At 55.7% G+C, this 20,275-nt stretch carries 20 protein-coding genes; 11 read left to right on the plus strand and 9 right to left on the minus strand.

The window, feature by feature from the left end; all coding sequences use genetic code 11:
* Window positions 1–47: 47 nt before the first annotated feature.
* On the minus strand, window positions 48–1,010 hold the full coding sequence (gene miaA / locus AAC632_RS08935; protein ID WP_340296773.1) for a tRNA (adenosine(37)-N6)-dimethylallyltransferase MiaA: 963 nt from the start codon (window positions 1,008–1,010) through the stop codon (window positions 48–50).
* A gap of 128 nt (window positions 1,011–1,138) precedes the next feature.
* Here miaA and pyrH point away from each other — a divergent pair, with 128 nt between their 5' ends.
* The 9 genes from pyrH to AAC632_RS08980 all read left to right on the plus strand — a co-directional run bounded on the left by pyrH (window position 1,139) and on the right by AAC632_RS08980 (window position 9,819).
* Complete coding sequence (gene pyrH, locus AAC632_RS08940) at window positions 1,139–1,870, plus strand: UMP kinase (RefSeq protein WP_340298738.1); 732 nt, start codon at window positions 1,139–1,141, stop codon at window positions 1,868–1,870.
* Window positions 1,871–1,939: 69 nt separating this feature from the next.
* Window positions 1,940–2,506, plus strand: coding sequence for a ribosome recycling factor (gene frr, locus AAC632_RS08945; protein ID WP_340296771.1), 567 nt, complete (start codon window positions 1,940–1,942; stop codon window positions 2,504–2,506).
* Window positions 2,472–3,242, plus strand: coding sequence for an isoprenyl transferase (locus AAC632_RS08950; protein ID WP_340296770.1), 771 nt, complete (start codon window positions 2,472–2,474; stop codon window positions 3,240–3,242). The genes frr and AAC632_RS08950 overlap by 35 nt, the downstream gene beginning before the upstream one ends.
* Window positions 3,239–4,027: a phosphatidate cytidylyltransferase gene (locus AAC632_RS08955; protein WP_340296769.1), complete on the plus strand. Its 789-nt coding sequence runs from the start codon at window positions 3,239–3,241 to the stop codon at window positions 4,025–4,027. Before AAC632_RS08950 ends, AAC632_RS08955 begins: the two co-directional genes overlap by 4 nt.
* A gap of 15 nt (window positions 4,028–4,042) precedes the next feature.
* Window positions 4,043–5,221, plus strand: coding sequence for a 1-deoxy-D-xylulose-5-phosphate reductoisomerase (gene dxr, locus AAC632_RS08960; RefSeq protein WP_340296767.1), 1,179 nt, complete (start codon window positions 4,043–4,045; stop codon window positions 5,219–5,221).
* A gap of 15 nt (window positions 5,222–5,236) precedes the next feature.
* Window positions 5,237–6,568 carry an RIP metalloprotease RseP gene (gene rseP / locus AAC632_RS08965; protein WP_340296765.1) on the plus strand — a complete coding sequence of 444 codons (1,332 nt, stop codon included), beginning with the start codon at window positions 5,237–5,239 and terminating at the stop codon, window positions 6,566–6,568.
* Between the two features lie 96 nt (window positions 6,569–6,664).
* Window positions 6,665–6,799, plus strand: coding sequence for a hypothetical protein (locus tag AAC632_RS08970; protein WP_340296763.1), 135 nt, complete (start codon window positions 6,665–6,667; stop codon window positions 6,797–6,799).
* A gap of 120 nt (window positions 6,800–6,919) precedes the next feature.
* Window positions 6,920–9,226, plus strand: a complete 2,307-nt coding sequence (gene bamA / locus AAC632_RS08975; protein ID WP_340296762.1) for an outer membrane protein assembly factor BamA — start codon at window positions 6,920–6,922, stop codon at window positions 9,224–9,226.
* Complete coding sequence (locus AAC632_RS08980) at window positions 9,226–9,819, plus strand: OmpH family outer membrane protein (RefSeq protein WP_340296761.1); 594 nt, start codon at window positions 9,226–9,228, stop codon at window positions 9,817–9,819. The genes bamA and AAC632_RS08980 overlap by 1 nt, the downstream gene beginning before the upstream one ends.
* Before the next feature lie 63 nt (window positions 9,820–9,882).
* On the opposite strand, the gene AAC632_RS08985 is transcribed toward AAC632_RS08980, so the two are convergent.
* The 5 genes from AAC632_RS08985 to AAC632_RS09005 all read right to left on the minus strand — a co-directional run bounded on the left by AAC632_RS08985 (window position 9,883) and on the right by AAC632_RS09005 (window position 14,962).
* Window positions 9,883–11,193, minus strand: a complete 1,311-nt coding sequence (locus tag AAC632_RS08985) for a branched-chain amino acid ABC transporter permease (protein WP_340296760.1) — start codon at window positions 11,191–11,193, stop codon at window positions 9,883–9,885.
* Window positions 11,190–12,200: a branched-chain amino acid ABC transporter permease gene (locus AAC632_RS08990; protein ID WP_340296759.1), complete on the minus strand. Its 1,011-nt coding sequence runs from the start codon at window positions 12,198–12,200 to the stop codon at window positions 11,190–11,192. Before AAC632_RS08990 ends, AAC632_RS08985 begins: the two co-directional genes overlap by 4 nt.
* Window positions 12,201–12,203: 3 nt before the next feature.
* On the minus strand, window positions 12,204–12,923 hold the full coding sequence (locus AAC632_RS08995; protein WP_340251364.1) for an ABC transporter ATP-binding protein: 720 nt from the start codon (window positions 12,921–12,923) through the stop codon (window positions 12,204–12,206).
* Window positions 12,920–13,702 carry an ABC transporter ATP-binding protein gene (locus tag AAC632_RS09000; RefSeq protein WP_340296758.1) on the minus strand — a complete coding sequence of 261 codons (783 nt, stop codon included), beginning with the start codon at window positions 13,700–13,702 and terminating at the stop codon, window positions 12,920–12,922. Before AAC632_RS09000 ends, AAC632_RS08995 begins: the two co-directional genes overlap by 4 nt.
* A 75-nt stretch (window positions 13,703–13,777) precedes the next feature.
* Window positions 13,778–14,962, minus strand: coding sequence for an ABC transporter substrate-binding protein (locus tag AAC632_RS09005; RefSeq protein ID WP_340296757.1), 1,185 nt, complete (start codon window positions 14,960–14,962; stop codon window positions 13,778–13,780).
* A gap of 256 nt (window positions 14,963–15,218) precedes the next feature.
* Between AAC632_RS09005 and AAC632_RS09010 the strand changes: the two genes are divergently transcribed.
* Window positions 15,219–15,713, plus strand: coding sequence for a YaiI/YqxD family protein (locus AAC632_RS09010; RefSeq protein ID WP_340296755.1), 495 nt, complete (start codon window positions 15,219–15,221; stop codon window positions 15,711–15,713).
* A gap of 81 nt (window positions 15,714–15,794) precedes the next feature.
* Window positions 15,795–17,255: a ribosome biogenesis GTPase Der gene (gene der / locus AAC632_RS09015; protein WP_340296753.1), complete on the plus strand. Its 1,461-nt coding sequence runs from the start codon at window positions 15,795–15,797 to the stop codon at window positions 17,253–17,255.
* A 55-nt stretch (window positions 17,256–17,310) separates the two neighbouring features.
* Here der and grxD read toward each other — a convergent pair whose 3' ends face one another.
* From grxD to purL, 3 genes are all read right to left on the minus strand, one after another.
* Complete coding sequence (gene grxD, locus AAC632_RS09020) at window positions 17,311–17,670, minus strand: Grx4 family monothiol glutaredoxin (protein ID WP_340296751.1); 360 nt, start codon at window positions 17,668–17,670, stop codon at window positions 17,311–17,313.
* A 13-nt stretch (window positions 17,671–17,683) separates the two neighbouring features.
* Window positions 17,684–17,920 (minus strand): BolA/IbaG family iron-sulfur metabolism protein, encoded by a 237-nt coding sequence (locus AAC632_RS09025; RefSeq protein WP_317654584.1) that lies wholly within the window; start codon window positions 17,918–17,920, stop codon window positions 17,684–17,686.
* An 88-nt stretch (window positions 17,921–18,008) separates the two neighbouring features.
* A complete protein-coding gene (purL, locus tag AAC632_RS09030) occupies window positions 18,009–20,171 on the minus strand; it encodes a phosphoribosylformylglycinamidine synthase subunit PurL (protein WP_340299907.1) in 2,163 nt (720 codons plus the stop codon).
* Between the last annotated feature and the right edge of the window lie 104 nt (window positions 20,172–20,275).

Below are 20,275 nucleotides of genomic sequence, written 5' to 3' on the forward strand. Positions count from 1 at the left end.
CCTATCCGATTCGTGCCTATGTCCCCAAATTTATAGAAACCTAAAATTTAGACAGGAATATATAGATCTGTCCATCCTGTGGACTGCGCGCGCAGCCACGTCCCTTGCCTTTTTGCATATTGGCGCGAGGCGATAATGGCGGCCTCTATGGCTGTCTCAAGCGAAATGTCACCACGAAGGTGGGCGATCAATTCAGGTGCGCCTATGGCTTTGGCCGCGCCTTGCAGCTGATCCCAATGGGGCAAGGCGGCCCGCGCCTCATCCAATGCGCCCTCTTTTATCATCGTATGGAAACGGCGGGCGATGCGGTCATTGAGCCAATCTCGATCCGCCATGAGTTTTAACGCCGCCACCTGATCCAGAGGCAGAAGGGGGGCAGGCGTTTCGGCCTGCCATTGCGAGAGGGGTTTTCCTGTGGCGCGCCACACCTCCCAAGCGCGCTGAACGCGAGCGCGGTTTTGTCGGTCAATCTTTGCATAAATCACGGGGTCGGATTGCTCTAAATCTGCCAAAAGGGCGGCATGGCTTTGTCCATCTGCCGCGATGCGCACGGCCTTTGGCACGGGCGGGATTTCGGCCAAACCTTCGGTTAGCGCACGAAAATAAAGCCCTGTGCCCCCCACGATAATAGGACGCGGCCCTGTGCGCAGCAGCCGCGCCAAATCGCGCAGCCATGCCCCCACGGAATAATCGCCCAAAAACGGGACATGCCCATAAAGATGATGCGGGCATCTGTCCTCGTCCGCGGCACTGGGGCGGGCGGTCAAGACGCGCCATCCGTCATAGACTTGCAGCGCGTCTGCATTGATGATTTGCCCACCCCACCTGTCAGCCAAGGCGAGGGCAAGCGCAGATTTCCCGCTGGCCGTGGCCCCCGCAATCAGGATCGGACGATCAGGCGCAATGTCTTTTGCGAATTCCAAATTAAATGCGTCCAATGCCGTGCCTTTTTCCTGATCTTTTGCGGCGCGCCTAGCAATATCTGGTTTCGCTTGGGCGTGCTTTGGCATATTTGGTCGCTAGGGCAGGCGCGACCGTTGAAGTGATCCGCATTTTAGACGATGATGCGCCAAGCTCAATCACCCATTGGTGGCTTTGGCCCGATCTGCGGCCTGCCACCCGTTTGAACGAGGATATCATGGCCGCAAGCGATGCCACCCCCACAACAACCTATAAACGCGTCATGCTGAAAATTTCGGGCGAGGCCTTGATGGGCGATAAGGGCTTTGGCCTCAATCCGCCTACAGTCGAACGGATCGCGCGCGAGGTAAAATCGGTACATGATCTGGGGGTGGAAATTTGCATGGTCATTGGTGGCGGCAATATCTTTCGCGGCTTGCAAGGCAGCGCGCAGGGGATGGAGCGCACCACAGCCGATTATATGGGGATGCTGGCCACGGTGATGAACGCGCTTGCGATGCAAAGCGCGCTTGAGGGGCTTGGGGTCTTTACCCGCGTGATCTCGGCCATTCCGATGGATCAGGTCTGCGAGCCTTATATCCGCCGCCGTGCGGTGCGCCATTTGGAGAAAAAGCGAGTCTGTATTTTTGCAGCAGGCACAGGAAACCCGTATTTCACAACAGATACAGCCGCCACATTGCGCGCCAATGAGATGCATTGTGATGCAATCTTTAAGGGCACCAAGGTGGACGGGGTCTATGATAAAGATCCCAAAAAACACGCCGATGCGAAACGCTTTGACGAGATCAGCTATGATGAGGTTCTCGCACAGCATCTAGGCGTCATGGATGCCTCGGCCATCGCGCTTGCGCGCGAAAACGACACCCCGATCATTGTCTTTAGCCTTGATGAGCCAGGTGGCTTTCGAGGGATTTTGTCGGGGCGGGGAACCTATACAAAAGTGCGCTAAAGCCATAGAAACAGGCAGCCCCGCAGGTTATATGGGGCCAAAGCGACCTGACAAGCGAGGAGTGAGGCAATGTCAGCAGATGAATTCGAACTTGATCTAGATGATCTGACCCGCCGGATGGAGGGCGCAATTTCCGTCCTAAAAACGGAATTCGCCTCTCTGCGCACAGGCCGCGCCTCCGCCACAATGCTCGAACCTGTGATGGTCGAGGCATATGGCCAGATGACCCCCATCAATCAGGTGGGCACCGTAAACGTGCCAGAGCCGCGCATGGTCACCATCAATGTGTGGGACAAGGCAATGGTCGGTAAGGTGGAAAAAGCCATTCGTGAATCTGGCTTGGGTATTAACCCGCAACTCAACGGCACGATCATCATGCTGCCGATCCCCGAATTGAATGAAGAACGCCGCCGCGAATTGACCAAAGTTGCTGCGCAATATGCCGAACACGCCCGTGTGGCAGTGCGCAATTTGCGCCGTGACGGGATGGATCAAATCAAAAAAGCCAAATCAACGGGCCTGAGTGAGGATGACCAGAAATTCTGGGAGGCCGAAGTGCAACAGTTGACCGATAGTTTTATCGCCAAAGTTGACGCGGCGCTTGAGGGTAAGCAAGCAGAGATTATGCAGGTCTAGGCAAAGCAAAAAAGGGGATACGCGGATGAGCCGAAGCAATCCTGCCCATGTCGCCATTATCATGGATGGCAATGGTCGTTGGGCAAAGATGCGCGGCCGCCCGCGTCTTGTTGGCCATCATGCGGGCGCTGCGCGGGTCAAGGAAATCGCGCGGGCCTGCCCTGATTTAGGTGTAAAATACCTGACGATTTTCGCCTTTTCGACCGAAAACTGGAAACGCACCCAAACAGAAGTTGCGGGCCTCATGCGCCTGTTCCGGCGGTATCTGACCAGTGAAGCCAAGGCCTTGATCAAGGCAGGGGTGCGGGTGCGCTTCATCGGGGATCGCGTGCGCCTTGAGCCGTCCTTGGTCGAGATGATGGACAATCTCGAATTGATGACCGCTGAAAATGACAAGCTGCATTTGACGGTTGCCTTGAATTATGGCGGCCGCGATGAGGTGAGCCGCGCCGCCAAGCGTTTGGCCCATGATGTGGCCGCGGGGAAAATCAAACCCGCTGATATTGATGACGAAACCTTCCCCAAATATCTCGACACCTATGTGTTGCCTGATCCTGATCTGGTGATCCGCACATCGGGCGAGGCGCGCATTTCGAATTTCCTTTTGTGGCAATCGGCCTATTCTGAATATGAATTCGTCAATACGCTTTGGCCTGATTTCACTGCCCAAGAATTTGCAGAAATTCTCGCCCGCTATGGTCTGCGCGAGCGCCGTTTTGGTGGGGTCACTGCGTGAGCGATCAACCTCAAAGCCTGTTTTCTGATTTCTGGCCGCGTATGATCACAGGGCTTTTGATGGCTGTGACGGGTCTTTATGCGGTTTGGTTGGGTGGCCCCGTTTATGTTGGCATGATTTTCCTGATTGCAGGGATTTTGATCTGGGAATTGGCCGTGATGTTGGGCGCCTCGTTGATGCGCTCGGCGGGGCTTGGGGCAGGGATGATTGCCTGTCTTTATGCCGCCCATATTCTGCAACCTGCCTATGCGCTGCCTGTTTTGTTTTTGCCTGCCTTTCTTGGCCTTGTTTTGCTGCAAGAGCGGCGCGAGAAATATATGCCCTTCGCGCTATTGATCAGCTTTGCCGCTTACGGCCTTTTGGCACATCGCGAGACCTTTGGCTTTGTCTGGATGACATGGCTCGTTTTGGTTGTGGTTGTGACCGATATTGCGGGCTATCTCGTTGGCCGCGTTGTGGGCGGGCCAAAGTTTTGGCCGCGTGTTAGCCCAAAGAAAACATGGTCTGGAACGATTGCAGGCTGGATTGGTGCGGGCTGTGTTGGGGTTGCCTATATGACCCAAACAGAAGCAGGCGCAGGGATTATTGCAATTTCAGTTGCCTTGGCCTTGGCCAGCCAGATGGGCGATTTGGCGGAAAGCGCCATCAAGCGTCATGTGGGGGTTAAAGACAGCTCACGATTATTGCCCGGACACGGCGGGGTTTTTGACCGTTTTGATGGTATGATTGGCGCTGCGGCTTTGCTACTCTTGGTTGAAAGCTTAACAAGCTTCCCACCGCAATAAGGGAAAATTGCTCAGATGCGCCGTGTCAGTATTTTTGGGGCCACTGGCTCTATCGGGCAGAACACCCTCGATTTAATCGCGCGCGACCCTGATGCCTATCGGGTTGTGGCACTTTCGGGTGGGGGCAATATTGAGCAATTGGCGCGGGATGCCATCGCACATCGTGCCGAAATTGCGGTGACCGCCTATGAAGATCGGCTTCCTGATCTGAAATCTGCACTTGCAGGAACGGGGGTTGAGGCCGCCGCAGGCGAGGCCGCGTTGATAGAGGCCGCATCGCGCCCTGCCGATTGGGTCATGTCGGCCATTGTAGGCGCGGCGGGCATCGCGCCTGGATTTGCGGCGCTGGAACAAGGCGCAACGCTGGCCTTGGCAAATAAGGAAAGCTTGGTTGCGGCGGGGCAACTGCTTTTGGCAACGGCCGCATCCCATGGCGCGCGGATCTTGCCTGTAGACAGCGAGCATTCCGCCGTATTTCAAGCCCTTGTCGGTGAAGATATTGCCGAGGTTGAGCGCGTGATCATCACCGCGTCTGGCGGCGGTTTGCGGGATTGGCCGATTGAGAAATTGGCCCATGCAACCCCCGAAGATGCGGGAGCGCATCCAAATTGGGATATGGGGCAAAGGATTACAATCGACAGCGCATCAATGTTTAACAAGGCGCTGGAACTTATTGAAACGCGAGAATATTTTGGGATTTCGCCCGCGCAGATAGAGACCATCATTCATCCGCAATCCTTAATCCATGCTTTGGTGGGGTTTCGCGATGGTGCGTTGATGGCCCATCTTGGCCCGCCAGATATGCGCCATGCGATTGGCTATGCCTTATATTGGCCACAGCGTCAGGATCTTCCTGTCGCGCGGCTTGATCTGGCGCAGATTGCGCAGCTGCAATTCGAGGCGCCAGATTTGGCGCGTTTTCCTGCCTTGCGCCTTGCCCGCGATGTGATGGAGATGCGTGGCGGGGCTGGGGCCGCGTTCAACGCCGCCAAGGAAGTGGCGCTTGACGCGTTTTTGGCGCGCGAGGTTGGATTTATGGACATGGCCGCGGTGGTTGAAGAGACGCTTGCCGCGCTTTCCAAGGAATTAACCCTCTCAAATCCGCTTGAAACCCTTGCAGATGTTCTCGCGATGAACCATCTCGCAAGGGTGCGGGCGCGGTCAGTGATTGCTGTGCGGATCAAAAAGACGTAAAATACAAGGCAAGTGATGGATTTCCTCCCCCAATTCGGCAGTTTTGCCTTTACCATGTTGGCCTTTATTGCGGCGATTTCAATCATCGTAGCGATCCATGAATATGGTCACTACATTGTCGGGCGTTGGTCTGGTATCCGTGCGGATGTGTTTTCTATCGGGTTTGGGCCTGTGCTGCTCTCGCGCAAAGATCGGCGGGGCACGCAATGGCAAATCGCGGCTTTGCCGTTTGGTGGTTATGTCAAATTTGCAGGCGATGCGAATGCTGCCTCTGTTGGGGCGGATGCGGCGGTTACGCCTGCGCGCAATACTATGCATGGCGCGCCCCTTTGGGCCCGCGCGGCCACGGTTGTGGCAGGGCCGTTGTTCAATTTTATCCTTTCCATTGCGATTTTCGCAGGCGTGGTCTTGGTCTCGGGCCAAGCAACGGAGGAGCCCCGTGTTGGGGCGCCGCGCGACCTGCCGCCCGTCTATCAATCGCTTGAGGCGGGAGATCTGATCCTTGCGCTTGAGGGGCAGGAGATCGAAAGTTTTGCGGCGCTTTTGCAAATCGCCTCTGACCTGCCGCCTAGTCCACGTGTGAGCTATGAAGTGCTGCGCGATGATCGCGCTATTTTGGTCGAGGCCTCAGCGCCGCTGCCGCCTGTCGTTGATGGCGTTCAGCCGCAATCGGCGGCCATGGAGGCGGGCTTGAGCGAGGGCGATGTGATTTTGGCCGTGAATGGCGCGGACATCTGGAACTTTTCCCAACTCCGCGCGGCGGTTGATCAGGCCGAGGGTGCGCCGATTGATTTGACGCTTTGGCGGGCAAATGGCACCCAAGAGGGGCAGGAAATCGCTGTGACCCTGTCGCCACGGCGCACCGATTTGCCTGTCGCATCGGGTGGATTTGAAACGCGTTACCTGATCGGCGTCACGGGGGGTATGCTCTTTGTGCCGCAAACCGAGGCCGTGGGGCCATTGGCCGCGCTCTCCTATGGGGTGTCGCAAACGGGGTTCATCATCACCTCATCGCTATCGGGGCTTTGGCATATGATCACGGGGGTGATTTCGACCTGTAATCTGCAAGGCCCAGTGGGAATTGCGGAAACCTCGGGTGCTGCGGCCGCGCAAGGGATTGCAAGCTTTATCTGGTTGATTGCGGTTCTCTCTACCGCGGTTGGTTTGATGAACCTTTTCCCGATCCCAATTCTGGATGGTGGGCATCTGATGCTTTACGCCTTTGAGGCCGTTGCAGGATGCAAACCGCCTGAAATGTTCATGCGGGTTTTTATGACGGTTGGGTTGACCCTGATCATGGGGTTGATGGTGTTCGCGGTACTCAATGATATTCTGCTCTGCCCCTAAGGCGGGCCGCTGAATTCCCCTGAATTCGCCCCAATTCTGCCCAAGTGTTTTGGTATCCCCTGATATGTGTTTCAAATATTCGGGGATCAAAGGCCGATGAAATTTTTACAGCGCCAATTGCCGCGTCTCAGCTATCTGTCGGCGACTCTTGGGGATCGTATCCTTGGCCCCAGTATCGTTGTTTTGGCTTTGGGTTTTGCGGTGATGCTTGCACCGATTGTGCATAGCTAACACCAAGAGGCTGAAAAGGGCGTAAGTTTCGCCCGTTTTTGCGCGCATTTTTTTGACATTGCCCCCTGCAATCGCTAGGGATGCTTTAGGATTTGCTAAAGCAAAAAAGGTGGGCGCAGAATGTCGCGTAAATCAAACAATCGCAAATATCGCAGCGGGCTGATGACAGCCTCGGTTTTGGCGATGGGGATGGCCCTTTCAGGGCTTGCGGTTGCGCAGGATGTTGCGCTGGACGCGATTGTCATTGACGGAAATATCCGCATCGAGGAGGCAACGATCCTCTCATATGCAGGCATCGCGCCCGGCGGCACAATCACAGCAGGCCAAGCCAATGATGCCTTGCGCCGCCTGCAGGATACAGGTCTGTTTGAAACAGTTGATCTGCGCCTAGAGGGCAACACGGTGTTTATCGAGTTGCAAGAGTACCCTACGATCAACGAGATCAGCATCGAGGGAAATGATCTTCTTGATGATGATGCGCTTTCAGCTTTGCTGACATCACAACCGCGCCGCGTCTACAGCCCCGCCATCGCCGAGGCCGATGCACAGGCCATCATGGATGCCTATCGCCAGACAGGCCGCCTGAGTGCAACGGTGACCCCGCAGATCATCCGCCGCAGCGACAACCGCGTTGATCTGGCCTTTGAGATTACCGAAGGCCGCGTGGTGGAAACCGAAAGCATCACCTTTGTCGGCAACCGCGCCTTTTCAGACCGCCGTTTGCGCCGCGTTCTGCAATCCACCCAAGCGGGGTTTTTCCGCGCGATTATCAGCCGCGATACATTCGTGGCGGATCGACTGGCCTTTGATCAACAGCTTTTGACCGATTTCTACCGTGATCGTGGCTATGTTGATTTTGAAGTGCAATCTGTCACATCAGAACTTGCCCGTGCGCGGGACGGGTTCTTTGTGACCTTTAACATTGTTGAAGGACAAAGCTTTTCCTTCGGTGCATTAACCGCAAGCAGTGATTTGCCCGAAGTGAATGTCGAAGAATTCCAAGCCGCAATTGGCCTAGACGAGGGTATAACCTATTCTCCGCGTCTGGTGGATCGCACGATTTCGCGGCTTGAAAATCTGGCGACTGAGCAGGGGTTGCGCTTCATCCGTGTTGAGCCGCGGATCACCCGAAATGACGAAGATCTCACCTTGGATGTGGAATTTGCCATTGTCCGCGGCCCGCGTGTTTTTGTAGAGCGGATTGATATTGAGGGCAACGCAACCACGCTTGACCGCGTTGTGCGGCGTCAATTCGATATGGTCGAAGGGGATCCGTTTGATCCGCGCGAAATTCGCCTAGCGGCGGAACGGATCCGTGCGCTGAATTTCTTTTCAAATGTTGACGTGAATGCGCGCGAAGGCACTGGCAGCGATCAGGTGATCGTGGATGTGAATGTCGAAGAAACGCCAACAGGCACGCTTGGCTTCTCGGTCAATTATTCGACCGATGTTGGCACAGGGCTTGCGGTTCAGTTTAACGAACGCAATTGGCGCGGGCGGGGTCAGACAGTGGGTCTGTCCTTTGACACCACCTCTGGGTCGCGCTCCCTTCGGGCTAATTTCGTAGAACCCGCCTATTTGCGCCGTGATTTGGAATTGGCTCTGTCGGTTTTCAGCAGTTCGACCGACCAACAAAATGCGACCTATAACACCAACGAAGTGGGTTTCAGCGGTGCGTTGGAATTCCCTGTCAGTGAATACGGACGTTTGCGCCCCTCTTTGCGGATTGCGCAGTCAGAATTGACCAATGTTCCGACCACATCATCGGATATTCTGCGGCGCGAGGCGGGCAGCTATGACAGCAGCTCCATCGGTCTGGGCTATATTTACGACACACGCGGCGTGGGGCTTGACCCAACCTCGGGCGTATTGGTGCGCGCCAATGCCGAATTGGGGGGATTGGGTGATGATCAATTCCTGCGCACCACCGCGCTTGTGCAGGGGGAGACCACGGCCTTCCGTGAAGAGGTCTCGTTGCGTGCCGCATTCGAGCTTGGCTCGGTGAACATGCTTGATGGCAATAGCCGCGTTACGGATCGTTTCTTCCTCGGGTCGCGCCAAATGCGTGGTTTTGATGCAGGCGGGATCGGGCCACGGGATCGCAATTCTGCGAACCAAGACGCGCTTGGCGGCAATCAATTCGCCGTTGCGCGCTTTGAGGCAGGCTTCCCTATCGGGGTGCCCGCCGAATATGGCATTTCAGGCGGCGTCTTTTATGACGTTGGCACGCTATGGGGATTGGATGACGTCTTGGGCACGGGTGGCAACCTAGTTGACGATGACAGCTATCTGCGCAGCACGATTGGCTTCTCGATCTTCTGGGATACGCAAATCGGCCCGCTGCGGTTTAACTTCTCGCGGCCTGTCTCTAATGAATCCTATGACCGCACCCGCAACTTCGACTTTACGGTTGAGGCGCGGTTCTGATGCCTTTGCGCACTTGGCTGCGCGTGGGGGGATGTGCCCTTGTGCTTGCCATCTATGGGGCAGGGGTGAAGGCGCAGGAAGTTACCGTTCAACCCCCGCAAGCACCCGCACAGGTGTTGCTGATTGATCAAGACCGCCTGTTTTCTGGGTCGGTCTTTGGTCAAGCGGTCGGGGGGGTGATTGATCGCGTGGGTCGTGATCTTTCGGCACAGAACCGTGAGATTGAAGATGTTCTGACCCAAGAAGAACAACGGTTAACCGAATTGCGCAGCAGCCTCAGCATCGAGGATTTCCGTCTGCGTGCTGCTGAATTTGATGCCCGTGTCGTTGAAATCCGCAGTGAGCAAGACGCGAAAAACCGCGCGCTTGGCGCCTATGCGGAAGCGGCGCGACAGCGGTTCCTTGAGATTATAGGGCCAATTCTTATTGATCTGGTGCAGCGCAGCGGGGCTGAGGTGCTGATGGATCGCCGCGCTGTGATCTTTGCCCGAGATGATATTGATATCACCGATGAGGCGATTGCCGCGATTGATGCGGCCTTGGCAGATCGCATTGATGAGATCCTTGCCGAGTTACCTGAACCTCAGCTTTGAAGCGTGGTTTTGAGGCGCCCGCGCAGCCCAAGGGGACCCCTTCGCTTCGCGGGCGCTGTTTTTTCAGCGTTCTGGCAACAGGCCCCGCGGGCTGAAGCGTAAGACCAAGAGCAGGATAAGACCCATGGTCAAAAGGCGCATATGTGCGGCGGCATCCATAAGGTGATCTTTAAGCCATCCTTCGGCCATGCCCGCCGTGATCCCCTGCAACAGCAACAGACCCAAAGGTTCCACCTGAATCCAGAACCACCAGATCAAGAAGCCGCCCAAGACCGCGCCGATATTGTTGCCTGATCCGCCCACAATCACCATCACCCAGATCAAGAAGGTAAAGCGCAGCGGTTGATAGGTGCTTGGCACAAGTTGGCTGTCCAACGTGGTCATCATTGCGCCCGCAAGGCCACAAACGGCCGAGCCAAGGATGAAAATCTGCAAATGCCGCGCCGTGACATTTTTTCCCATCGCGGCGGCAGAAACTTCGTTGTCGCGAATGGCGCGGATCATCCGCCCCCAAGGCGAGTTGAGCGCGCGCTGTGTCAGCCAGATCAGGGCAATCAGAACGATTGAGAATAACACCGCATAGGACAGCTTGACCGTAATGGAGGAGGCGGTGACAGGGTCAGCGCCTAATCCTTGCATCGCGCCAACAAAGGCTTGGTTGGCTTGTAGGTCAACCTCGTAGGGCACAGGGCGGGGCAGGCCGATGACGTTTTTCACGCCGCGCGCCAACCAATCTTCGTTTTTCAGGATGTAGATAATGATCTCAGCCACACCCAAAGTGGCAATCGCCAGATAATCCGACCGCAGACCAAGCGCAGTTTTCCCAATGATCCATGCGGCCCCTGCGGCAAGCAGCCCACCCACAGGCCATGCCAAAATGATGGGTAAACCAAGGCCCCCGATATTGCCTGTCAAGGCAGGGTCAATGGCCTCCACCGTGGCCACGGCAGGGTCAAACACCGCGCGGAAGATGAAAAAGCCCGCGATTAACAAGCCCGCCATCGCAAGGCCGCGCAAGTTGTGACCTTTCATCTTGCCCCATAGCGCAATCGCGGCGGCAATGGTCGCGCCGCCCATTAACAGGGCAAGCAAGATTTGCCATCCGCCTGTGGCCCCCCATGCCCCCTCAACAGGATCAGAGGCCACCAAAACAGCCGCCAAACCGCCAAGCGCGGTAAAGCCCATTACACCCACGTTAAAGAGGCCCGCATAGCCCCATTGGATATTCACACCAAGCGCCATGATGGCCGAGATCAGGCCCATGTTCAGAATAGACAGCGCGGTGTTCCATGATTGAACAAAGCCTGTGCCGATATAAAGCACAGCCACCAACGCAAAGAGAACTGCCGCCTTGCGATCCAGTGTCAGGTTCATACCGATTTTCCTTTCATGATCCCTGTGGGTTTAAACAGAAGCACGATCAGAAGGATCGTAAAGCTGACGGCAAATTTATAATCGGTCGATAGAAGCTGCAGCATTCCTTCGGGGCTCCAGCCTTCGGGGCCGATATATCCAACCACCTTACGGAAGGCATAGGTGACCGCGATTTCGGAATAGGCGATCAGGAAGCCCCCCAAAATTGCCCCCAGAGGGTTGCCAAGCCCGCCCACAATCGCGGCGGCAAATATGGGCAAGAGCAGTTGGAAATAGGTGAAGGGCTTAAAGCTTTTGTCGAGACCATAAAGCACGCCCGCCGTGGTCGCCAAAGCCGCCACAATTAACCACGTGATCATCACAACGCGCTCAGGGTTGATGCCTGAGAGCAGTGCCAAATCTTCGTTATCGGAAAACGCGCGCATGGATTTGCCCGTGCGGGTTTTGTTCAAGAACCAAAACAGGGCCACCACTGCCACAATCGCCACGATCACTGTGATTGCTTGGGTCGAGCGGATGGCGAGTCCTTCATCAAGGCCTGTCATATCTTTGAAATCACGAGCAGAGATAAGGAACCTTGCCCCATCGGCGAAGTTTTGATCATCAACCCCGATGATAAAGCGCACGATCCCGTTCATCACGAACATCACGCCGATTGAGGCAATCACAAAGATCACAGGTTTGGCTTTGGTTTCGCGATAAAAGCGATAGACCATCTTATCCGTGCCGACCACCAAGGCGGCTGTGGCAGCGATGCCAAGGGGCAGGGCGATAAGGGCGGTTGGCAAGGGCCCCGCCGTGACGCCTAAAGATTGCAGGCCCCATGTGGCCAGAATGGTGATCATCGTGCCAAAGGCCATCGTGTCACCATGCGCGAAATTGGAAAAGCGCAAGATGCCGTAAATCAACGTCACCCCAAGCGCACCAAGCGCCAATTGCGCGCCATAGGCGGTGGCAGGCACAATCACGAAATTCAACAAAGCGACAATTGCGTTTAGAAAATCCATTCCTCAACCCCCCAAGAAGGAGCGGCGCACATCCGCATCTGCCAAAAGCTCTTTGCCCGTGCCTGTATGGGCGTTGCGCCCTTGCACCAAAACAAAGCCCTTATCCGCGATTTCCAACGCCTGACGCGCGTTTTGTTCGACCATCAAAATGGGGATGCCCGTGCGGGACACTTCGATGATGCGGTCAAATAACTCGTCCATAACAATGGGCGAGACACCTGCGGTTGGCTCATCCAACATCAACACTTTCGGCTTGGTCATCAGCGCGCGCCCCACGGCCACTTGTTGACGCTGACCTCCCGATAATTCGCCCGCCGCTTGGCGGCGTTTGTCTTTTAGGATTGGAAAGAGGCTATAGACCTGATCCATCGTGTCGCGGAAATCATCGCGGCGGATATAGGCACCCATTTCCAAATTTTCCTCTACCGTCATAGAGGTGAAGATGTTATTGGTTTGCGGCACAAACCCCATCCCGCGCACAACGCGATCTTGCGGAGAAAGTGCGGTGATATCATCCCCATCCAACACAACACGCCCCTCGCGCAGCGACAGCATGCCAAAGACCGCCTTCATGGCGGTCGATTTGCCCGCGCCATTAGGGCCCACAATGACGGCGATCTCGCCGCGCTCGACTGCGATGGTGCAGCTGTGCAGGATATCGGCCCCTTTGCCATATCCGCCCGTCATCGCCTCGCCGATCAAAAAGGGTGATGTCTCGCTCATGCCCCGATCTTGTCCTTATTTTTTAGACCTGTCCCAAGATAGGCCTCAATCACATCGTCATTTGCTTTGATCTCGTCCAATGTGCCTTCGGCCAAAACGCGCCCTTCGGCCATCACGATCACAGGGTCACAAAGCCGCCCGATGAAATCCATGTCATGTTCAATAACGCAGAATGTATATCCGCGCTCTTTGTTCAGGCGGATGATCGCATCGCCGATCGTGTTCAACAACGTGCGGTTAACGCCTGCACCCACCTCGTCTAGAAACACGATTTTTGCATCCACCATCATCGTGCGGCCCAGTTCCAACAGCTTTTTTTGGCCACCAGAAATCGCGCCTGCCGGATGATCTGCGAGATGGGAAATGGTTAGAAACTCCAACACTTCATCAGCCTTGGCTTTCAGCGCGCGCTCTTCTTCAGCAATGCGTTTGCGGCCAAACCATGTGTTCCACAGCGTTTCCCCCGATTGGCCGCTTGGCACCATCATCAGGTTTTCGCGGCAGCTCATGGATGAGAATTCATGCGCGATCTGAAATGTGCGCAGCAATCCGTTGCCAAATAGCTCGTGGGGCGGAAGGCCCGTAATATCCTCGCCATCCATAACAACGCGGCCAGATGTCGGGGGCAAAACGCCCGCAATCACGTTAAACAGCGTGGTCTTTCCCGCGCCATTGGGGCCAACCAGACCCGTGATAGAGCCTGTTTCAATTGTCAGGCTTGCGCCATCCACGGCGTGAAAGCCGCCAAAATGTTTGTGCAGATTTTCGACAGTAATCATCGCTTGTCCCGCATCCTTTAAACGAAGCAGCCCGGAAATCACTCCGGGCTGCCCGTTGGTCTTGATTAGATCAACTTAGCGGAAACGTGCTGTTGTGATCTCGCCGCCAGAGATTTCGATCTCGCGATAGTTGCCCGCGGATTCACCTGGCTCGATCAATTCAACGGCAGAGGCACCAACATAGTCGATGTCTTCGCCCGCTGCGATCAATTCCAAGGCTTTGCCCAATTCACCAGGCAGGATTGGTGTGCCTGGGGCGTTTGCGATATCCATGATCTCGCCTGCGTAATCGGCAGGGTTGCTTGAGCCTGCAGCCTGCATGGCCAACATGATCAAGGCTGCTGCGTCATAGGATTCTTTCGCGAAAGGCTGGGTGCCATCGAACCCTGCTTCGGCGGCGAGGGTTTCGAAAATCGCTGCACCTTCGCTATCGGTGCCAGGGTGCTGGCCGAAGGAGCCATCAATCTCGCTGCCAAAGTTTTCAACGAGAGCAGAAGACACCATGCCGTCAGGGAAGACGAAGGTTTCAAATGCGCCAGAATCCAGTGCTGCGCGGATGATGCCCGAGCCGCCCTGATCCACATAGCCTGCAACGACCAATGCGTCACCGCCCGCAGCCGCCAAGGCGCCTACTTCTGCAGAGTAATCCGCACGGCCATCTTCATGCGCTGCAACGAGGGTTACAGTGCCGCCCGCCGCTTCGAATGCTGCGGCAAAGCTATCAGCCAAGCCTTGGCCGTAATCGTTGTTGGTATAGGTCACCGCAACGGATTTGATGCCGCGATCCATGATCACCTCGGTCATCACTACACCCTGACGCGCGTCAGATGGCGCGGTGCGGAAGAAGAGGCCATTGTCTTCAACGGTGGTCAGCGCAGGCGAAGTGGCGGATGGGGACACCATGACCATGCCGTTTGGCACGGCTACGTTTTGCAGCATTGCGTTGGTGACGCCCGAGCAATCCGCGCCGACAATCCCGCTGACGCCATCAGATGTGATGAGGCGTTCTGCAACAGCAGTTGCAGCGGCCGCGTCAATACAAGTGCTGTCGCCGCGCACGGAGACAACAGTCGCTCCGTTCAGGAAATTGCCGCTTGCGTTCACTTCGTTCATCGCCAATTCCGAGCCACCAGCCATGTCAGGCGCAAGCGATTCAAGCGGGCCTGTAAAGCCCACAACAGTGCCGATCTTTACCTCTTGTGCGGTTGCCATGGACGCAAGCGCCAAGGAGGCGGCCGAAGCCAGCAAAAGTTTTTTCATGAAGAACTCCCAAGTTGTTGTTATTACCCCAGATGGATAAGAATTAATGCCAGCTTACGGGGTTGGAAAGAGAAAACGACCGATAACGGCGGGGAATTGAACCGCATTTGTGTGGATTTGCGGATCATTCGCCTGTGGATAGAGGAAATTAAGCCAATTCTCCTTACATTTTTCTGCAAAATGCCCCGCTAGACGATTTTTTTCCCGCAGGCGGAAATTGGAAGATTCGCGGATAGCAGACGCGGGAGACGTGAAAATGACGGCAGATGCCCCTAAGACTGCAATGCCAAGGCCAAGCTCACCGATGGTGTTTGTGGATGCAGATGCCTGTCCCGTGCGCGAAGAGGCCATTCGCGTGGCGCTGCGCTACAAGATTGGAGTGCGCTTTGTGGCCAATCAATATTTGCGTCTGCCCGATCACCCGCTTTTGGCAATGCATCTGGTGGGAGACGGGTTTGATGCCGCTGATGATGCGATCATAGCCGGGCTTGAAGCGGATGATATTGTGGTGACTGGCGATATTCTTTTGGCGGAACGCGCGTTGAAATTAGGCGCGCAGGTGATTTCGCCCAAGGGGGATGCTTATACAATGGACACAATCGGCGCGCAGGTGGCAACACGCGCGCTTATGGCTGATTTGCGGGCGGGCCTGCCGCAGGAGGGCGCCCCTTCTGGCCCGCGCCCCTTTGCTAAGGCGGATCGTTCGCGGTTTCTTGAGCGGTTCGATCTGATGCTGCGCCGTGCAAAATAGCGGTCGAGATTTGCTTGGGCTTTCCTTCGTCCCTGCCTTGAGATAGGGGACGGGTCTTAGGAGTTTTACACTGTCGAGATCATGAGCTTTACCCTCGCCATTATTGGTCGGCCCAATGTGGGCAAATCCACCTTGTTCAATCGTTTGGTGGGCAAGCGCCTTGCCTTGGTTGATGATCAACCCGGCGTCACCCGTGATCTGCGCGAAGGCGCGGCGCGGCTTGGATCCATGCGTTTCACTGTGGTTGACACGGCGGGTCTTGAGGAAGCCACAGATGACAGTCTGCAAGGCCGTATGCGCCGCCTGACAGAACGGGCGGTTGATATGGCGGATGCGTGTCTGTTTTTGATTGACGCGCGCACAGGCCTGACGCCTACCGATCATGCCTTTGCCGATCTGCTGCGCAAGCGCGGCGTCACTGTCCTTTTGGGCGCAAATAAATCCGAAGGACGGGCAGGGCAGGCAGGGTGGCTTGAGGCCTATGAACTGGGCTTGGGCGAGCCTTTAGCCCTATCTGCTGAGCATGGCGAAGGTATGGGCGAATTGGCCGTGGCCCTTGCCCCGCTGATCGAGGCGAAGGAAGCCGAAGATTACAGTCCAGAAACCGATATCGAGCTTGATGAGGATGAAACCGAGGAAGGGGGCCTGCGCGAATTAACGCTTGAGCGGCCTTTGCAAATCGCCGTTATCGGCCGCCCCAACGCAGGCAAATCCACCCTCATCAACCAAATCTTGGGGGAGGAGCGTTTGCTCACGGGCCCCGAGGCGGGGATTACCCGTGATGCGATCTCCCTTCCATTGACATGGGATGGGGTGCCGATGCGGATTTTCGACACAGCAGGGATGCGCAAACGCGCCCGCGTGCAGGAAAAACTGGAAAAGCTCTCCGTGGCCGATGGTCTGCGTGCTGTCAAATTTGCCGAAGTGGTCGTGGTTTTGCTGGATGCGGCCATTCCATTTGAGGCGCAAGATTTGCGCATCGCTGATCTGGCCGAGCGTGAGGGGCGCGCGGTGGTGATTGCGGTAAACAAATGGGATGTTGAGGATGAGAAGCAGGAAAAACTCAAATTCCTGCGGGATCGTCTTGAAAAATTATTGCCGCAAATTAAAGGCGTGTCGATGGTCACGGTTTCGGCCAAGACAGGCAAAGGGCTAGATCGACTGCATGCGGCAATCATTAACGCCGCCACGATTTGGAACCGCCGAGTGCCAACAGCCACGCTGAACCGATGGTTGGGGGAAATGATCGAGGCGCATCCACCGCCCGCACCATCAGGGCGGCGTATTCGCCTGCGCTATATGACCCAAGCCAAAGCGCGCCCGCCCTCGTTTGTTGTGATGTGTTCGATGCCAGAAAAGCTGCCTGAAAGCTATTCGCGCTATTTGGTAAACGGGTTGCGCGATAGTTTTGACATGCCAGGTGTGCCGATCCGTCTGTTCATGCGCAGCCAAGCGGATAAAAACCCCTACAAGGATCGCAAAAAATCTATTCCTTCGCGCCTAAGCAAACATGTGCGCAAGGGGGATACGAAGAAGAAATAAAAAATGGCGCGTCAGGCAAAAGCTAACGCGCCATTTTTCACAATATCAAACGAAATCAGGCGTTTGCCTCGCGAATTTTATCTGCTGCCTCTTTGTCATAGCTGACATTTTGCGCGTCAAACATCGCGTCCAGCTCGCCTGAGAGGGTCATCTCAGTTATGATATCGCAGCCGCCCACGAATTCGCCCTTCACATAAAGTTGCGGGATCGTAGGCCAATCTGAGAAATCCTTGATCCCTTGGCGGATATTTTCATCTTCCAACACATTCACATCGGCAAATTCCACGCCCATGTAATTCAGAACACCTGCCACGCGGCTGGAAAACCCGCATTGTGGCATGGATTTTGTGCCTTTCATGAACAAGATCACGTCATTTTTCGTGATCATCTCTTTGATCTGATCTTCTACGCTCATCTGGGTCTTCCTTTTAATCGGGGGCGCGGGTGGTGAGGGCGAGCGCGTGCAATTCGCCTGCGCTGCCATCCATTTTGCCTTTGAGGGCGGCATAAACAGCACGTTGTTGGGCCACGCGGTTCATGCCCTTAAAGCTGGCATCAATCACTTGAGCAGCGAAATGCTGGCCATCATCACCCTCAACCGTGATCTGCGCTTCGGGAAAGGATGCGCGGATTAGATCCTCGATGTCTTGTGCCGTGATTGCCATATCTGCCCTCATGAATTCCGGTCTGTTACGTCTAATCTAGGCCCCGAAATGGCCCCAAACAAGGGGCCTGTTGGGGGCGCACTATGGGTCAGTCAAACAGGCGGCACAGCGTGCCATCTGATAGGGCCCGAAGGGCATCAAGGCTTTCGCTAGAGCCGCCGATGGTGATCTGGTCGCCGCCAAATTTACCAACCGTGGTGATCTGAAGGCCCACTTGGCCTGCGGCAACCATCAAGGCTTCGGCCTTATCGGTCGAGCAGGCAATCAAATAGCGCCCCTGATCTTCGCCAAACAAGCTGGCCGCATCGCTTACGTCCAATGTTACACCCTTGTCGGAGGCTGCGGCCATCTCAAACACAGCCAAGGCAAGCCCGCCATCCGAGAGGTCATTGCATGCCGAAATCATTTCGCGATTGTCGAGAATGAATTGGCCCGCTTTCCGCTCTGCCTCAAGATCCACAGAGGGGGCATCGCCCTCAACGCGATGGAACACTTCGGCTAATAGCGCAGATTGGCCCAAATGACCCTGGGTTTCCCCGATCAAAAGCGCCCAGTGACCTTCGCGTGCCGTTCCGTTGATCAGGTCGCGGTCAATATCCGCAATCAAACCAAGCGCCCCAATCGTGGGAGTGGGCAGGATCGCGCTGCCATCGGTTTCATTGTAAAGGCTGACATTGCCCGAAACGATTGGGGTGCCGAGGGCTGAACAGGCCGCGCCAATGCCCTTAATGGCACCCACGAATTGGCCCATAATTTCGGGCTTTTCAGGGTTTCCAAAATTCAGGTTGTCGGTGGTTGCAAGCGGTGTTGCCCCTACAGAGACAAGGTTGCGATAGGCCTCAGCCACAGCCTGCTTGCCGCCCTCAAAGGGGTTCGCTTTGACATAGCGCGGTGTCACATCCGAAGTGAATGCCAACGCCTTATTCGTGCCTGCCACGCGCACAACGCCCGCCCCATAGCCCGGCGTGCGGATCGTGTCTGCGCCAACTTGGGTGTCATATTGTTGATAGACCCAGCCGCGTCCGCAGTAATTGGGCGAAGACAAAAGCGCCTTTAACCCATCAATCGGGTCGATTTTTGGAATGAAATCCACCGCCTCGGCGGCAGGGGTTTCGACCCAAGGGCGGTCATATTCTGGTGCCGTAGAGGACAGTTTCGACAGCGGCAAATCTGCCTTAACTGCATTGCCATGCATGATCACGAAGCGGTCTTCAGCAATCGTTTCCCCGACAATGGCAAAATCGAGATCCCATTTTTCAAAAATGGCGCGTGCTTCTGCCTCTTTTTCGGGGCTTAGCACCATCAACATGCGCTCTTGGCTTTCGGAGAGCATCATTTCATATGCGGTCATATTGGGCTCGCGCTGCGGTACATGATCAAGTTGCAGCTTGATCCCCAAGCCGCCCTTATCCCCCATCTCAACCGCAGAACAGGTCAGGCCTGCGGCGCCCATATCTTGGATCGAGATCACCGCGCCTGAGGCCATCAATTCAAGGCAGGCCTCAAGCAAGCGCTTTTCTGTGAAAGGGTCGCCAACCTGAACAGTTGGGCGCTTTTTTTCAATCGTGTCGTCAAATTCGGCGCTGGCCATCGTAGCCCCGCCAACCCCGTCACGACCTGTCTTGGCGCCCAAATAAACAACAGGCATCCCCACGCCAGAAGCGGCCGAATAGAAAATCTTATCCGTCTCAGCCAGACCTGCGGCAAAGGCATTGACCAAGCAATTTCCATTATATGCCGCGTCAAAGCGCAACTCACCCCCCACAGTGGGCACGCCGAAACTGTTGCCATAGCCGCCAACACCGCGCACAACGCCATGGATCAAAGAGCGTGTTTTGGGATGATCTACTGCACCAAAGGAGAGTGCATTCATTGCCGCAATTGGACGCGCGCCCATAGTGAAAACATCGCGCAAAATCCCACCTACGCCCGTGGCCGCGCCCTGATAGGGCTCGATATAGGAGGGGTGGTTGTGGCTTTCCATTTTGAACACGACCGCCTGACCATCGCCAATATCGACAATGCCTGCGTTCTCGCCTGGCCCGCAAATGACCTGCGGCCCTTCGGTTGGTAGGGTGCGCAACCATTTTTTCGAAGATTTATACGAGCAATGCTCGTTCCACATGGCCGAAAAAATGCCAAGTTCCGTGAAATTCGGGATACGTCCGATAATCTCGAGGATGCGCTCATATTCATCAGGCTTAAGGCCATGTGCAGCGATCAACTCGGGGGTGATTTCGGGTTCGTTCATGGGGTATCGTTCCTGTGGCGAGGCGCAATGGCGCGCAGACACCCCATCTTTACGGTATAGGCGCGCGAGGGGAAAGGGGGGCGGGGCACAGGTTTTGCAAAAGC

Origin of the sequence: Roseobacter sp. HKCC-CH-9351 (assembly GCF_037830295.1) — a bacterium.
Taxonomy (GTDB): Bacteria; Pseudomonadota; Alphaproteobacteria; order Rhodobacterales; family Rhodobacteraceae; genus M30B80.

Excerpts from the sequence above, each read along its gene's own strand:
- miaA (WP_340296773.1), bottom strand. The coding sequence starts at position 1,010 with ATGCCAAAGCACGCCCAAGCGAAACCAGATATTGCTAGGCGCGCCGCA.
- pyrH (WP_340298738.1), top strand. The coding sequence starts at position 1,139 with ATGGCCGCAAGCGATGCCACCCCCACAACAACCTATAAACGCGTCATG.
- frr (WP_340296771.1), top strand. The coding sequence starts at position 1,940 with ATGTCAGCAGATGAATTCGAACTTGATCTAGATGATCTGACCCGCCGG.
- dxr (WP_340296767.1), top strand. The coding sequence starts at position 4,043 with ATGCGCCGTGTCAGTATTTTTGGGGCCACTGGCTCTATCGGGCAGAAC.
- rseP (WP_340296765.1), top strand. The coding sequence starts at position 5,237 with ATGGATTTCCTCCCCCAATTCGGCAGTTTTGCCTTTACCATGTTGGCC.
- AAC632_RS08970 (WP_340296763.1), top strand. The coding sequence starts at position 6,665 with ATGAAATTTTTACAGCGCCAATTGCCGCGTCTCAGCTATCTGTCGGCG.
- bamA (WP_340296762.1), top strand. The coding sequence starts at position 6,920 with ATGTCGCGTAAATCAAACAATCGCAAATATCGCAGCGGGCTGATGACA.
- AAC632_RS08980 (WP_340296761.1), top strand. The coding sequence starts at position 9,226 with ATGCCTTTGCGCACTTGGCTGCGCGTGGGGGGATGTGCCCTTGTGCTT.
- AAC632_RS08985 (WP_340296760.1), bottom strand. The coding sequence starts at position 11,193 with ATGAACCTGACACTGGATCGCAAGGCGGCAGTTCTCTTTGCGTTGGTG.
- AAC632_RS08990 (WP_340296759.1), bottom strand. The coding sequence starts at position 12,200 with ATGGATTTTCTAAACGCAATTGTCGCTTTGTTGAATTTCGTGATTGTG.
- AAC632_RS08995 (WP_340251364.1), bottom strand. The coding sequence starts at position 12,923 with ATGAGCGAGACATCACCCTTTTTGATCGGCGAGGCGATGACGGGCGGA.
- AAC632_RS09000 (WP_340296758.1), bottom strand. The coding sequence starts at position 13,702 with ATGATTACTGTCGAAAATCTGCACAAACATTTTGGCGGCTTTCACGCC.
- AAC632_RS09005 (WP_340296757.1), bottom strand. The coding sequence starts at position 14,962 with ATGAAAAAACTTTTGCTGGCTTCGGCCGCCTCCTTGGCGCTTGCGTCC.
- AAC632_RS09010 (WP_340296755.1), top strand. The coding sequence starts at position 15,219 with ATGACGGCAGATGCCCCTAAGACTGCAATGCCAAGGCCAAGCTCACCG.
- der (WP_340296753.1), top strand. The coding sequence starts at position 15,795 with ATGAGCTTTACCCTCGCCATTATTGGTCGGCCCAATGTGGGCAAATCC.
- grxD (WP_340296751.1), bottom strand. The coding sequence starts at position 17,670 with ATGAGCGTAGAAGATCAGATCAAAGAGATGATCACGAAAAATGACGTG.
- AAC632_RS09025 (WP_317654584.1), bottom strand. The coding sequence starts at position 17,920 with ATGGCAATCACGGCACAAGACATCGAGGATCTAATCCGCGCATCCTTT.
- purL (WP_340299907.1), bottom strand. The coding sequence starts at position 20,171 with ATGAACGAACCCGAAATCACCCCCGAGTTGATCGCTGCACATGGCCTT.